A 14,594-nucleotide genomic window follows, 5' to 3' on the forward strand; every position below is an offset into this window, starting at 1 on the left:
TGCGTTTTGTAAGCTGTATTATCTAGTTAGGTTAAATGATTACGTTGCTGATGTTGAATATAAAGTATGATGTGTTCTCTTCTTCTTTATTTTAACATTGAACAGAATAATAAGTCTATTAAACTTAATTAACTCAAGCTTTGATGGGGCTAACTCAATTTGTCATTATAGGTGCACCTTTAAATTAATCAGTGTAATTTCCTCCAAAAACAAAACATAAGTAGAATTTTTCAATAACAAAAATAGAAAAATTTACAATGAGAAAAAGCAAGGTCATTGGAACTCTAAGGTATGCATGACAAATAAAATTGAGTCGGGTGTTCATATGCCTGAAGTTTACCGTAAACATGGGATCGGCCAGAGCTCCTTTTAAAACTGACGTTCAAAGTATGTAAGCATCAGATGTTAAATAGCTGAAGAATAAAACCGTAAGCTAATAGGTTAAAGTATTTGATATGCATGACGATATCATCGCAAAAAGGCGTAAAAATAAGTAGGCACTAGGTTTGGGTAGAACAGTTAAGAGCTAAATTTGAAGTGAGCGTCGCATTTTCCTTGTCAAGTAAGAGCGCTAAGTCGCTCCGTTTTTTATCACAAACATAAACTTCCGTCAGATGATGAGTTCATTGACGGACTCATGGTGCTAGACGAATATAATTAAAGATCAAAAAGTATTTGTAATAAGGCAAGGCTTGGAATAAAAAATGTGTTGAACGTGTTTACACATGCTAACACCTCACCCATTGAGCGTACCAAATCAATATAATGAACCTTGGTCGATGGAATTTATAAGTGATGTATTAAACTCAGGCTATTGTTTTAGAAACATTGAACACACGTGGTGACTTCAATCGATAAGGACTAGCGATTGAAGTCGATACAGGTTTAAGAACTGAGAAAGTGAACAGTACACTAAATTACACCATGACTTGGCGTGTTAAACTAATCATATTTGAGTCGACAATAGTCCTGAATTTATTTCTACTGGGTTAGAAAGTTGGGCTCTGGAAAAAACATCAAGCTAGATTATATAAGACAGGGTACCCCTTATCAAAATGGTAGTGTGAAAAGTTTTAACCAAAGTTACCGCGAAAAAGTGTTAGCTTTATACTTGCTCGAAATACTTCAAGAAGTACGTGAAATCATAAATTAATGGTAACTTATCTATATTTTGAAAGGCCACACGACACTAATTGATTACCTTTAGGCAGTATAATTCTACTGAATAGCTGTAAAAAATTGGCTTGAGTTACACACATTTCTATTTCATTATTTATCTTATGTCACTTTCAAAGAGTACTTCAGCTCTAGATAAACTGTTAAAAATGGGTGCATATCCTTCAGAGGCTAGGCTTTGATTTATAGAGCTACAGATTACTAATTAACTTTCTGAATTTAGTGCTCAAGGTTTGACTTTCCAAATTTACAATTGAAAGCTCAAAGCCAACAATCTATAAGAATAATTATCAACACACTTAATTTAACATAATACTATTTGTTAATCCTCATTGCTATCCTTAAGAGCGTTCTTGTTTGACTTACATTGCCAATATTTTCGTGGTTACTAGAAATCTAATAATCGTTTTTTCATACATATAAGATCTAGCTCGTGAGATAAAGTTAGCGATTTATCTATATTTAGAACCTTTCTATACTTAGGCTGAAATAAGGTATCTTTAATTTTTTGCCATCTTATTTTAATCTTTTTAGTTATTTAACAATGCAGATTTGAGGAGTTGACCCGTCTCTTAATTACCATAAAAGGAGCACTAATTGTCAGAGGATCTTTTACTTTTTTAAGAATGAATTTTACTTAGTCCTGATTTCATATATTAAGTGCGACACTCATAGAAAGGTGTAGAAGAGGAAGCCAACATAAGCTCTTTGCGCCAAAGAAACAAGCAGTACTACTATGAGTTATCAGCAGTTGATCGAGGAGAGGAGGTACCAGATTTTCACCCTTTTGGAACTGGGAATTTCAATTACTGAAATTCCCAAAACAGTGAAGTGCCATCGTGCAAAGGTATATCGTGAGATAAAAAGAAACCAAACACATGGGCAATATTGCCCTATGAATGCTCACACTTATTCTATTAGCAGGCGCAAAATAGCTCGCAAGTATCGGATACCTGCTAAGCATATTGAATTTGTACGTTTTTTGCTTGGTATCGATTCGAGCCCTGAACAAATTTATAATGTTCTAATCAGCGTAAGAGTGTGCGTTAGCCATCAATGGGTTGCGCGAGATAATCGCCAAGGTGGTAAGTTCTATCGTCACCATCTTAGAGCGAAAAAGTCGATTTTATTTGGCTACGAAAGTGCCTTCCAAATCGGCGGATGCAGTGACAAAGGCGACAATAGAGATGCTCATGCAATTTAAAGAGAGTTACCGAGAGTTCGCTGGTCATCAGGAGATAGATGCAGAAATATATTTTGCTCTTCCGTATAGCTCTTGGGAGCGAGGCGCAAACGAAAACGCGAATGGTCTGTTGAGACAATATGTGAAGAAAGGCACAGACTTGAGAAAAGTAACGGATGAAGATATTCAGTTTGCCCAATAAAGAATTAACAACCGTCCTAGAACGAGTTTAGGGTTCAAGCAGCTAGCAGCTATTTTCAAAGAAATTATAATGGCCGCTTGATATTAGAGAGTGTCGTACTTAGATGTTGAATTTGGGGTTGGTCTGGTTAGCCTTTTTAAGATTTATGTCGATGCTTAGCCATCTTATTCAATTATAAGTATGATGTGTTCTATAATAGTATGTAACCTAATCTGGGTTGTAAAGTTGACACTTGTGACCCCTTTAAGGATGATGTGTTCTTTCCTTAAATAAATACTAAATTTATCTTGAAGCGAGTACGTCTATACGTTACTTTCGTGGTGAGGTAACACTACATTAGAATGAGGAAAATTAATGAAACCTTGGAACCCTGACAGTTGGAGAGAACACCCAATTGTTCAACAACCAGAATACCCAGATAATAGCGCGCTAATAGATATTGAGAATCAACTAAATAAAGCTCCACCTTTAGTCTTTGCTGAAGAAACAAGAAGTCTTTATAAGAGTTTAGCAGATGTTTGTGAAGGCAAAGCCTTTTTACTTCAAGGCGGTGACTGTGCAGAATCGTTCTCTGATTTCAATGCAGCGAATATACGCGATACTTTTAAAACACTGTTACAAATGGCTGTTGTTTTGACATATGGCGGAAAATGTCCTGTTGTTAAAATAGGAAGAATGGCAGGTCAATACGCAAAACCTCGTTCTTCTAATTTTGAAACAATTAATGGGGTATCTTTACCATCATATCGTGGTGATATAATAAATGACTTTGAGTTTACCGAAGCGTCCCGCGTTCCAGATCCTAATCGATTAATGACGGCTTACCACCATAGCGCAGCAACACTAAACTTATTACGTGCATTTGCGCAGGGTGGTTTAGCTGATTTACACCAAGTAAACCGTTGGAATATGAGTTTTGTCGCTGCAAACCCTCTTAAAGAAAAGTATCAGCAAATGGCTGATAAGATTCAAGACGCACTCGAGTTTATGGAAGTGTGTGGTATTGATTCAAGCGTAGCGCCAAGTTTAAAAGAAACGTCACTCTATACATCTCATGAAGCACTCTTATTGGGGTATGAAGAAGCACTTACTCGCAGGGATCACCTAACAGGTGACTGGTATGACTGCTCAGCACATTTCGTTTGGATTGGAGAACGCACACGACAACTAGACCATGCCCACATTGAATTTTTCCGAGGCATTAAAAACCCAATTGGTGTCAAAGTAGGTCCAGGTATGGCACCTGATGAGCTCATAAAGTTGATTGATGCGCTAAACCCCGATAACATTCCTGGACGTTTGACGCTAATAACAAGAATGGGGGCAGACGTACTACCAGAAAAACTACCAGCCCTTGTTCGCAGAGTACAAGACGAAGGCAGAAAAGTTGTTTGGACCTCAGATCCAATGCACGGAAATACTGAAAAGGCGAGTACAGGATATAAAACGCGAAGTTTCAATAATATTCTGCGTGAGATCAGCCAATTTTTCGCAGTACATAAAGCGGAAGGGTCTTATCCAGGTGGTGTCCACTTAGAAATGACAGGCCAACACGTTACAGAATGTGTTGGTGGGGCATACGGTCTGTCTGATGAAGATTTAGCACAGCGCTACCGGACTCAATGTGACCCTCGTCTTAATGCTGACCAAGTATTAGAACTCGGTTTTCTTGTCGCTGATTTACTTAAAGATGCGCGAAACAAAGTCTAAGTTAAGGCAAATTAAAAGGCTGTAATACAGCCTTTTAATATTTCCTACGAGTTAAACCCGTTTCAGAAATAATTTTCGCTGATATCTCTTCAACAGAATGACTTGTTGAGTTCAAGTAAGGGGTTTTATGCTTTTTAAATAACATTTCTACTTCTCTCACTTCAATTCTACACTGACGTAGTGAAGCGTATTTAGAGTTTGCCATTCTCCCTTCTCTTATTGCCGCTAACCTTTCTGGATTTATTGTTAACCCAAACAACTTCTTTTTGTAAGTGAGTAAACACTTAGGAAAATTGCCTTTTTCTAAATCATCTTCAGTGATTGGATAATTAGCTGCTTTTATCCCGTACTGAAGTGCCAAATATAAACTCGTCGGGGTTTTACCTGATCGGCTCACACCAACTAAAATTATATCAGCTTGTTCATAATCTTTGATATTTGCCCCATCATCATTTGCCAATGCATAATTAACAGCATCTATTCTAAAGTCGTAACTCGCTTCATGAATTGAGTGAGTTCGATGTATTTTTGGGACAGGCTCTACATTCAACTCCTTTTTAACCACCTTACTAGCTAATGCCAAAAAGTCATAACAAACCCCCTGAGACGACAAAATAATGTCTGACAATTCAGGATTCACAAAAGTAAAAAATACGAGTGGCCGTTCGCCTGTATTTTTTGCATTTAAATCAATAAGCTCTTTGATTTCTTCAGCTTTCCTAACCGTTTCAACAAATGGGATTGTTTGATGATTAAATTCCACAGGAAACATTGAAAGTGTCGCGTGCCCAAACACCTCCGATGTAATTGCAGTACCATCTGATATATAAAATGCAGTTCTCATTTTAACCTTGTTCTTACAAATTAGCTGAATTTTCGCTTCCGTGGTTTACGTAAGCGTGCTTGCCAGTGTAGAATGCCCTTGACCTATACTAAAGGTCAAACAATCTCTCACATTAAATACAATTTGTTTTGGAGACAGTTCCGTGCAAGACTACGTTCTCTGGTATCAAGAGTTAGGTATGCAAGATGTACCTCGAGTTGGTGGTAAAAACGCTTCACTTGGGGAAATGATATCGAACCTTTCTAACGCTGGTGTACAAGTACCTGGTGGATTCGCTACTACAGCCGATGCTTTTAATGAGTTTTTAGAGCAATCTGGACTTAACGAAAAGATCCACACAATTTTAGACACACTAGACGTCGATGACGTTATTACACTCGCCAAGGTTGGTGCCGAAATAAGACAATGGATCATCGATACTCCATTCCAACCAGAACTTAATAAAGCAATTCACGACGCTTATAATACCCTTCACGGTGATACAAATTCCGATGTTTCGTTCGCAGTGCGTTCTTCTGCAACAGCCGAAGATATGCCAGATGCATCATTTGCCGGACAACAAGAAACATTTCTTAATGTACGTGGTATTGACGCCGTCATGGTTGCAATTAAGCACGTATTCGCCTCATTATTTAATGACCGAGCAATATCTTATCGTGTACACCAGGGTTACGATCACCGTGGTGTAGCTCTATCCGCGGGCATTCAGCGCATGGTCCGCTCAGACAAAGCATCATCTGGTGTTATGTTCAGCATCGATACTGAGTCTGGTTTCGAAGATGTTGTCTTTATTACTTCTAGTTATGGACTGGGAGAAATGGTTGTCCAAGGCGCAGTCAATCCTGATGAATTTTATGTTCATAAGCCGACGCTTGCTAAAGGGTTACCAGCTGTTGTTAGACGTAACATTGGCTCTAAAGCAATTCAAATGGTTTATTCATCAGACGAGTCTCATGGTAAGCAAGTTGAAATTATTGATATTGCCGCTGAACAATCAGCACAATTTTCTATAACAGATGACGAAGTCCAAGAGCTAGCAAAGCAAGCTGTTATTATCGAGAAACACTATGGACGTCCAATGGACATCGAGTGGGCAAAAGATGGTAACGATGGCAAATTGTATATCGTACAAGCCCGTCCAGAAACCGTGCGTTCAAATGAAGATTCAAACGTCATGGAGCGCTTCCAACTTAAATCTCAGTCTAAAGTCATTGCAGAAGGTCGAGCAATTGGCCATAAAATTGGCAAAGGTGTTGTTCGCGTATTAAACTCCATTGACGAAATGGACAAAGTCCAAGTGGGCGATGTACTTGTCACTGACATGACCGACCCTGATTGGGAACCAATCATGAAGCGCGCCGCTGCGATTGTAACAAACCGAGGTGGCCGCACTTGCCACGCAGCGATCATAGCGCGAGAGTTAGGTATTCCTGCAGTCGTTGGTTGTGGCAATGCAACTGACCTAATAACAAATAATCAAGAAGTGACTGTATCTTGTGCCGAAGGTGACACCGGCTTTATTTATGAAGGTCAACTTGAGTTTGATATTATTTCATCCCGTGTCGACACCATGCCAGACCTACCAATGAAAATAATGATGAATGTAGGTAACCCGGATCGAGCATTCGATTTTGCAAAGTTACCCCATGCAGGTATTGGTCTAGCTCGTGTTGAGTTCATTATAAATAGAATGATTGGTGTCCACCCTAAAGCGCTTATCAACTTTGCTGACCAACCTGCAGAGTTACAAGCAGAAATTAAAGAAATTATTGCAGGCTATGAATCGCCGGTAGAATTTTATATATCTAAGCTTGTTGAAGGTATTTCTACTCTAGGGTGTGCGTTTGCACCAGAACGCGTTATTGTTCGCATGTCTGATTTTAAATCTAATGAATATGCAAACTTAGTTGGCGGGCAACAGTACGAGCCAGAAGAAGAAAACCCTATGATTGGCTTCAGGGGTGCTGCGCGTTATATCTCTGAAGACTTCAGAGAGTGTTTTGCATTAGAGTGTGAAGCTATCAAACGTGTTCGTAACTCAATGGGCTTAACAAATGTTGAAGTAATGATCCCATTTGTTAGAACATTAGAAGAAGCAGCACGCGTTATTGAATTACTTGAAGAGCATGGCCTTAAACGTGGCGAAAATGGTCTAAAAGTAATTATGATGTGCGAACTACCTTCAAATGCTCTGTTAGCAGAAGAGTTTTTAGAGTATTTTGACGGATTCTCAATCGGTTCAAATGACCTAACTCAGCTTACACTAGGCTTAGATAGAGATTCAGGGTTAATTGCACATTTATTTGATGAGCGTAATCCAGCGATTAAAAAATTACTATCTATGGCAATTCAAACGGCTAAGGCAAAAGGCAAATACGTTGGTATTTGTGGTCAAGGTCCTTCGGATCATGAAGATTTTGCAGCATGGTTGGTAGAGCAGGGGATCGACTCTGTCTCACTTAACCCTGATACTGTATTAGAAACTTGGTTATACCTAGCTGACAAGCTAAAAGACTAGTATCTAAGAATCTGAAAAAGCCGGCTCTAGTTGCCGGCTTTTTTATTTAATAACCATCAAGTTTGTGACACGCTTTGGTAAATATCTTTTGTAACTTTCTTAAATACTTTCTCGCTGTTGGATAATATATAGAAAAGCACACTAATGCAGCCATTGCGAATATGATTGACGGTCCTGGCACAACAAAAAATATAATCGCAAGAAATACAAATACTACACCTACCCCAAGGACCATTACTTTTTTCATATTTTACTTTTACCTATTTAACAAAATGACCATAATTAAAGTATACAAGCCAAAGTATGTATTAGTTTACTTAATATGTAACAAAGATTAAATTTCTCAACTTTTTGTCCTTCACTCCGTGGTACAATTAGCTAAAAGCAATAAATTATTACCGTCATGATTGCCAATATAAATCAGCAAGATACCGCAAGTGAATTACTCAATGATTACCTCAACCTTATAATAAACAATGGTTTTTTAGGGGAAACAGACAGCAGTTATGCTACTCGTTTAGTAACTGCCACCGATAACAGCATATATCAAAATGTGCCACAAGCCGTAATTTATCCAAAAAATAACAAAGATATTCAAACCGCATTGCATTGTGCTCAGCAAGATCCATTTTTGTCGTTAACATTTGGGCCTCGAGGCGGGGGAACAGGCACAAATGGTCAGTCACTTACTCCCGGCATCGTCATTGACTTATCACGTCATATGCGTGAAATCATAGAAATAAATGTGGAAGAAAAGTGGGTTAAAGTACAGGCTGGTGTCATAAAAGATCAATTAAATGATTACCTTAGACCATATGGTTTTTTCTTTGCGCCTGATCTTTCAACAAGTAATCGAGCAACTATTGGCGGAATGGTCAACACCGATGCTTCAGGTCAAGGTTCGCTTGTATATGGCAAAACCAGTGATCATGTTTTAGGCTTGAAAACTTATTTGGTTGATGGAACCGAGCTTAATACCCGGAAAATATCCATTGAAAAAGCACAATTAATCGCCGCTCAAGAAGGGCGGGCGTCACAAATTTATCAGCAAGTGATAGAAAGCTGTCATTCAAACCGAGCGTTGATCTTATCTAAGTTTCCAAGGCTAAATCGCTTCCTAACGGGTTACGATCTTGAAAACGTATTCGATAATACACTCGAGAATTTTGACTTATCAAGAATTATTACAGGTTCTGAAGGTTCATTGGGGGTTGTCACAGAAGCCAAACTAAATATTACACCAATTGCACCGTTCAAAACATTAATCAATATTAAGTATGATAGTTTTGACTCAGCATTAAGAAATTCACCATTTCTAGTTTCCGCTCAAGCAACGTCCGTTGAAACGGTTGACAGTAAAGTATTAAATTTAGCAAAAGAAGATATTGTCTGGCATTCCGTATCAGACTTAATAACCAGTGTTCCTGGCATCGAGATGCAAGGACTCAATATGGTCGAGTTTAACGGTGAAACCGAAAATGAAATGGACGGGAAAATTTCATCACTGTGCAAAGAATTAGACAAATTGATCGCACATAAACAGGCTGGTGTGATCGGCTATCAACTTATAAATGATAAAGCCGATATTCTAAAAATATATGCCATGCGTAAAAAAGCAGTTGGGCTATTAGGCAACACGAAAGGAAAACAAAAACCACTCGCTTTCGCGGAAGACACTGCAGTTCCACCAGAAAACCTTGCTGATTTTATTGTAGAGTTTAGAGCTTTATTAGATTCCCACAATTTAAATTACGGCATGTTCGGCCATGTCGATGCGGGTGTCCTACACGTTCGACCCGCACTTGATATGTGCGACCCAGAACAAGAAAAACTATTACGCAAAATTTCAGATCAAGTAGTCGCTTTAACAGCAAAGTACCGAGGTTTAATGTGGGGTGAACACGGTAAAGGTTATCGAAGTGAATATGGTCCAGAATTTTTTGGTGAAATACTTTTTACTGAGTTAAGAAAAATAAAGTCTGCTTTTGATAAGAATAATAGATTAAACCCAGGGAAAATTTGCACACCAATCGAAAGCAGTGATGAGTTAGTAAGTGTCGACTCACAAAAGCGAGCTTGGTTCGACAAAAAAATTAATATCAAAGTTCGTGACAGTTTTGAAAATGCGATGAACTGTAATGGTAATGGACTTTGCTATAACTACGATGAATCTTCACCAATGTGTCCTTCTTATAAAGTAACAAAAGACCGAAGACATTCACCAAAAGGCAGAGCCAGTTTAATTCGGGAATGGCTGCGGTTACAAGAAAAATCGAACGTAAATATTATTGATGTTGAAAAACAATTGATCAATAAAGAGAATGACATTACTTGGTGGGAAAGGTACTTAAATACCCGAGAAAAAAATAAAGGCCAATATGATTTTTCACATGAAGTTAAAGAATCTATGGATGAGTGTCTAGCTTGTAAAGCTTGTACTACAGCCTGTCCTATAAAAGTAGATGTACCCACTTTCAGATCTCGATTTTTAAATTTATATCACAGTAAATACAATAGACCTTTAAAAGATTATTTGGTCAGTAACATAGAAAAGACGGCACCCGTACTTTCAAAATTCGGTTCTGTTGTTAACCCTGTTGTAACCAGTAAACCAACAACATATGTGATAAAGAAAGTCTTTGGATATGTTGACACTCCCTTATTAAGTACGCCAACTCTCGTTAACCGAGTAAATAAAAAATATCTATTCGATCAAACAAAACTAGAACGTATGTCAAAGACTGAACTAGAAAAATCTGTGTTTATCGTGCAAGATCCATTTACAAGTTTCTATGAAGCTGAGTTGGTTTCTTCATGTATTGAAGTTATTGCGGCGCTCGGAATTAACCCTATTTTATTACCATTTTTGCCAAATGGTAAAGCACAACATGTTAAGGGGTTTTTAAAAGAGTTTAAGTCAACAGCTAAAACTGCGTGTGATTTTTTGAACTCTCTCAATGATTATAAAATTCCAATGATTGGCTTGGATGCACCTCTCGTTATGGTGTACCGTGATGAATACAAAACTCTGCTTAGCGATTTACGTGGTAGCTTTGAAGTTATGCTCGCTCATGAGTGGCTTGAAAAACAAAATTGGCAAAGTATATCTTTAACAGAAGCAAGTCAGAAAGAACACTATACCTTACTTTCTCATTGTACAGAAACTACTGCATTACCAAACGCAAGCCAGATATGGAAATCCATTTTTAGTCAGCTAGGCGTAACACTCAATACCCCAGTCACCGGTTGCTGTGGTATGGCAGGTACCTACGGGCATGAATTACAAAACCAAGAAAACTCAAGGTCACTCTACAATATGTCTTGGAAACCACATGTAGAAAAAACAGCCAAAGGAAACCTTCTTTCAACGGGATTCTCATGCCGAAGCCAAGTAAAGCGCTATGAAAATAGGAAACCTAAGCATCCAATAGAGTTTATTGCCGCTAATCTACGCTCTTGAGTTTAAAATAAAATGGGGTTAGGGAAAGTGAAAATCATACAACCCACAATTTAACATAACGTATAAAGCTAGAAAGAATACACTAATAACCTCGCTAGTAGTGTATTCTTTCTTTACAAATGCTCCATCAGTAATTATATAATCACACTTTAACTATTCTATATTCCTATGTATTGGAGATAGATAAATCTCAAAGTGTTTGTTTGCTTCGTTAACTATTCTGTAACTCTCCAAAAAAATTAAACAGTTCAATCATAGTAATTCACATGATTTATTTATAATAAATGCTAAAGATATGAAAATATTAGAACCTTCTTAATAGTAATGCATGTGCAATTAATGACCTGCCACTTGAAAAAACAAACAAAAATCAATATATAAACGCGATATAATATTCAATAAGAATAGATTACCATTGAGTAACTAAAGGCAGTAACTCATTGATTTTAATACCTTCATTAATTATAAAAACATTAGAGTAGCAACATAAAAAAATCCATCATATTGATAGTTAAAGCAATAACTCTAAATTGCCGAATTTGAAATCCAATATGCTCTCTGTTAAATTTTTGGCTGTCCATTAGCTTAAAGTTAATAATAAATAGGTTTTTGGAAGTTACCAACCTAATAAATAAAAGCAATTTTAAAGGATAATAAAATGAAAATAAAAACAATCGCAGCTACTATGGCTATACTTTTCGGCTCTTTTAATACTTCAGCTTCAACTGAGGAAGCAATAAATCCAGCAATGCATTCAGCTGATATACTAAATATTGATCAGGCAAATACCGCTGCAGCACAAGGTTTTATTACAGGCGCATTAATTAGAGGTTGGATCCTTGATGGTGCAAAGAGCGCAATAAAAGGGGGTGCTAAAGACTTTATTTCAAATTTACTATTTGGCGGTGGTCCAGCGGGTCCTCAAATTGTAAGACTTCATTCTGAAGACCTTGAAAAAATAGAAAGCCTTGTGTCAGGTGTGGTGATCAATGATGCAGTGTATGATGCAAAAAGTGATCTAGCCGCTTTCAGTACAACATTTGATTACTATCAAGACTCACTAAATAGTAGCCAATTTGATGTTTCAATTCTTACTTCACTATTAACATATGTAAATTCTTTACGTCATCATAGGGCATACGAGGCAAGCTACAATACAAAAGCATTTGCATTAACATCTTCTTATTCAACAATGGCAGCACTTAATATTGCAGTTTTAACCGAACGTCATGTGAAAGGGTTCATCAGCGCGGCCTATGTTAAGAATCAAGGTAATCTTATGGCGACAAAACTGGAAGAACTTGGTAGCTTAGCAAGCAGTCATGCATACACTCGCGGTCATGTTCGTAGTATAGGTAGCAGATGTTGGGGTGGTGAATTCTCAAATTTAGAGTCTAATTTATATCAAGAGCAAACCTTAAACAGCGTAACAATTGAAATTGATGAAGATACCCCTATGGCGCCGGTAGACTGCCTAGTAACAGCAAGTTTTCCAGGTAAACCATCAAAAACATGGAACGCCTCTAGAATAGGTAGAATGGAAGCTGAAGAAATGGCATATGAATACCTAAACCAAATGCGCATCGCGTACGCCGCAGAAATCAAAGGCTCTGACTTTAATAGCGTAATTGCAAAATTACGAGGCCTATAATTTAGATGCACATCGTCGTATTACACAACGACTTTTATTAGTTTAACCCAACATCAAGCCCTATATATTAGGGCTTGATGTTTTTACTAATTTATAATTAACTTATACATTATGATGCACATTAATAACTTTGAGTTCCCAACTATGCTGATTAAAATCTAATTAGAGTTTTCTTTTAGCTCCAGACTTAGCCCTGTCTTTAATGTTAGTTTGAATATAAATTTGATCAGTGGTCGCGATTTTGGCATGCCCTAGATCTTCAGATAAATGTTTAAGTGGGCGATGTTGAGCATCATGAGTCGCACCGGTGTGTCTTAACCAGTGTGCTGTAGCCGCTTCCAATTGCTCTGACTCATCCGAAAAGCCATCTTGCTTTAAAGATTCAATCGCCAAGTCAAAACTTTGTTGTACAATCCGCCTAATTTGTCGGACATTCATTCCCCCTTGACCACGTAATTTATGCACAATTGGAGAGGGCTCATCAACTCTCGGCAACGCAGGTAAACCTCGATATTCTCTGTAACGACGCAAATATACGATAAAGTCTTCACTCAGAGTTACATCTCGGAGTTTATTACCTTTGCCCATAACTCTAATATACCAAAACCCATCAGGGTCTTGCCAAAAGTGTGACATAACAGGAGACCACTGCGGCCGCTCCGACAATTCAGAAATACGTAAGTACAAGCCTTTTAAACAGGCTAGCACAAACAAATTACGCTCTAACTCAGGTTTAGCATCACAATAATCCCTTGTTACACCAAACACATATTCCCACTGTAAATTACTCAATGTATCAGGTAATTTTATCTGCGATTCAGTTATTAAATAGGGGCTATTTTTTTTCACCACTGGTACAAAGTTGGCAAACGTTTTTTCTTCCAGAATTGCGAATTTATAAAACACATTAAGTGCAGTGAACATGGCTGCAAATGTTTGTTGGCTTAGGCCATTCTCTTTATATACAAATGGACGCCATGCTATATTTACACAGCGCACGCCTTGCTTATCTTTAAATCGCCACTGTACAGAATTCGACACCCAATTACTATCTGGGTCCACAACGAATTCAACATACGCCTCGATATCTTCGCGCCTTAAATCAAAAACCGACATCTGTTTAAAGTTCCAAGACCACAAATAGAACCGTTCCAATTCATTTCTGAATCGGTTAAATGTCGCTTCTGATTTTCGGCCATAAACATATAAGAATTGGTATAAAAACTCAATATCTTCGAGCGCCCTCGGAATTTCATGGTTCAGTGTAGACAAATATGCATTAAGCTCAGGGTATTCTTGAATAAGTGTATCGTCTTCAATATGTGCTATTTGATAGCGAAGTTGTTTCAACGTATCGACAAGTGGGGTAAGCATATTCTATATGTCCGATATTAAGTAGCTATTATGGTAGAGGGTTCTCTACGATTTGTATAGCTAAATCGGACATATATACCTAGTTAAACTCAACCCTTTTATTATTGATAAGAATTATTTCCTTTATTTAAGACTCTTTTAAAACGTTGACTTTTAAGATGATATTGAGAGCCAGAGAGATTAGGATACTGTTTACGCAAATTATCAAACTCAGGATTTATTGCGGTATCTCCCCAAATACCCAACATAAGTTTTAATGACTCTTCCCGCTCAGGAAATTGGCCCATATCATTATCTTTAACCCAATTATCTAAAATTTTTCTATGTTGATCTAGAGTCGTTTTATAGTCCGGCTTAGTAGCCAAATTAACAATTTCGTGAGGGTCATTTCGTAAATCATACAGCTCTTCAATTTCACGTGTTGGCGAAAAATGCATAGCTTGGACCTTGTCCAGTTTTCCATGCTCATAAAGCTG

At 37.7% G+C, this 14,594-nt stretch carries 8 protein-coding genes and 2 pseudogenes; 6 read left to right on the forward strand and 4 right to left on the reverse strand.

The window, feature by feature from the left end:
• The first annotated feature begins 997 nt into the window (after positions 1-997).
• The 3 genes and pseudogenes from J8L97_RS24130 (at position 998) to J8L97_RS20655 (ending at position 4,271) form a co-directional block, all read left to right on the forward strand.
• Entirely contained in the window at positions 998-1,153 is a 156-nt protein-coding gene (locus J8L97_RS24130; protein ID WP_211052506.1) for an integrase core domain-containing protein, read from the forward strand.
• Between the two features lie 759 nt (positions 1,154-1,912).
• A pseudogene (locus tag J8L97_RS20650) lies at positions 1,913-2,642 on the forward strand (IS30 family transposase).
• Positions 2,643-2,915: 273 nt separating this feature from the next.
• Positions 2,916-4,271, forward strand: coding sequence for a class II 3-deoxy-7-phosphoheptulonate synthase (locus J8L97_RS20655; protein ID WP_211052507.1), 1,356 nt, complete (start codon positions 2,916-2,918; stop codon positions 4,269-4,271).
• A 34-nt stretch (positions 4,272-4,305) separates the two neighbouring features.
• Here the strand turns inward: J8L97_RS20655 and J8L97_RS20660 are convergent, their stop codons facing one another.
• Complete coding sequence (locus J8L97_RS20660) at positions 4,306-5,115, reverse strand: pyruvate, water dikinase regulatory protein (protein ID WP_192509328.1); 810 nt, start codon at positions 5,113-5,115, stop codon at positions 4,306-4,308.
• Positions 5,116-5,257: 142 nt separating this feature from the next.
• Between J8L97_RS20660 and ppsA the strand changes: the two genes are divergently transcribed.
• A complete protein-coding gene (ppsA, locus tag J8L97_RS20665; protein WP_192509327.1) occupies positions 5,258-7,633 on the forward strand; it encodes a phosphoenolpyruvate synthase in 2,376 nt (791 codons plus the stop codon).
• A 46-nt stretch (positions 7,634-7,679) separates the two neighbouring features.
• On the opposite strand, the gene J8L97_RS20670 is transcribed toward ppsA, so the two are convergent.
• Positions 7,680-7,880 carry a PGPGW domain-containing protein gene (locus J8L97_RS20670; protein ID WP_211052508.1) on the reverse strand — a complete coding sequence of 67 codons (201 nt, stop codon included), beginning with the start codon at positions 7,878-7,880 and terminating at the stop codon, positions 7,680-7,682.
• 156 nt (positions 7,881-8,036) lie between these two features.
• Between J8L97_RS20670 and J8L97_RS20675 the strand changes: the two genes are divergently transcribed.
• Positions 8,037-11,093 (forward strand): FAD-binding and (Fe-S)-binding domain-containing protein, encoded by a 3,057-nt coding sequence (locus J8L97_RS20675; RefSeq protein WP_211052509.1) that lies wholly within the window; start codon positions 8,037-8,039, stop codon positions 11,091-11,093.
• A gap of 658 nt (positions 11,094-11,751) precedes the next feature.
• Positions 11,752-12,744, forward strand: coding sequence for a hypothetical protein (locus J8L97_RS20680; RefSeq protein ID WP_211052510.1), 993 nt, complete (start codon positions 11,752-11,754; stop codon positions 12,742-12,744).
• Positions 12,745-12,906: 162 nt separating this feature from the next.
• Here J8L97_RS20680 and J8L97_RS20685 read toward each other — a convergent pair whose 3' ends face one another.
• Together J8L97_RS20685 and J8L97_RS20690 are read right to left on the reverse strand one after the other, a co-directional pair.
• Positions 12,907-14,118, reverse strand: coding sequence for a tyrosine-type recombinase/integrase (locus J8L97_RS20685; protein WP_211052512.1), 1,212 nt, complete (start codon positions 14,116-14,118; stop codon positions 12,907-12,909).
• Between the two features lie 101 nt (positions 14,119-14,219).
• Positions 14,220-14,594: pseudogene (locus J8L97_RS20690) on the reverse strand (sulfatase); the annotation flags it as partial.

The organism is Pseudoalteromonas sp. MMG012, assembly GCF_018100875.1.
In the GTDB taxonomy this organism is placed as follows: domain Bacteria; phylum Pseudomonadota; class Gammaproteobacteria; order Enterobacterales; family Alteromonadaceae; genus Pseudoalteromonas; species Pseudoalteromonas aurantia.

Coding starts and splice junctions, on each gene's coding strand:
- J8L97_RS20655 (WP_211052507.1), top strand. CDS start 2,916: ATGAAACCTTGGAACCCTGACAGTTGGAGAGAACACCCAATTGTTCAA.
- J8L97_RS20660 (WP_192509328.1), bottom strand. CDS start 5,115: ATGAGAACTGCATTTTATATATCAGATGGTACTGCAATTACATCGGAG.
- J8L97_RS20670 (WP_211052508.1), bottom strand. CDS start 7,880: ATGAAAAAAGTAATGGTCCTTGGGGTAGGTGTAGTATTTGTATTTCTT.
- J8L97_RS20675 (WP_211052509.1), top strand. CDS start 8,037: ATGATTGCCAATATAAATCAGCAAGATACCGCAAGTGAATTACTCAAT.
- J8L97_RS20680 (WP_211052510.1), top strand. CDS start 11,752: ATGAAAATAAAAACAATCGCAGCTACTATGGCTATACTTTTCGGCTCT.
- J8L97_RS20685 (WP_211052512.1), bottom strand. CDS start 14,118: ATGCTTACCCCACTTGTCGATACGTTGAAACAACTTCGCTATCAAATA.